This is a genomic window from Kitasatospora sp. MBT66 (assembly GCF_000710405.2).
Classification (GTDB): domain Bacteria; phylum Actinomycetota; class Actinomycetes; order Streptomycetales; family Streptomycetaceae; genus Kitasatospora; species Kitasatospora purpeofusca.
Window position 1 is genome coordinate 529,919 of record NZ_JAIY01000004.1, and the last position, 340, is coordinate 530,258.

At 68.5% G+C, this 340-nt stretch carries 1 protein-coding gene; it reads left to right on the forward strand.

The genetic code is table 11. From position 1 onward, the window contains the following. A partial coding sequence (locus BI06_RS53305) for a class II fructose-bisphosphate aldolase (RefSeq protein WP_043466897.1) occupies window positions 1-340 on the forward strand: 340 nt, incomplete at both ends.

A 340-nucleotide genomic window follows, 5' to 3' on the forward strand; every position in this document is an offset into this window, starting at 1 on the left:
GCGCTCGCCGAGTTCGCGCACATCGTCGCCGCCAAGTACGACATCACCGTCGCGCTGCACACCGACCACTGCCCGAAGGACAAGCTGGACGGCTACGTCCGCCCGCTGCTGGCGGTCTCCGCCGAGCGCGTGGCCAAGGGCCAGAACCCGCTGTTCCAGTCGCACATGTGGGACGGCTCCGCCGAGACCCTGAGCGACAACCTGGCCATCGCCCAGGAGCTGCTCGCCCAGGCCGCCGCCGCCAAGATCATCCTCGAGGTCGAGATCACCCCGACCGGTGGCGAGGAGGACGGCGTCACCCACGAGATCAACGACGAGCTGTACACCACCGTCAACGACG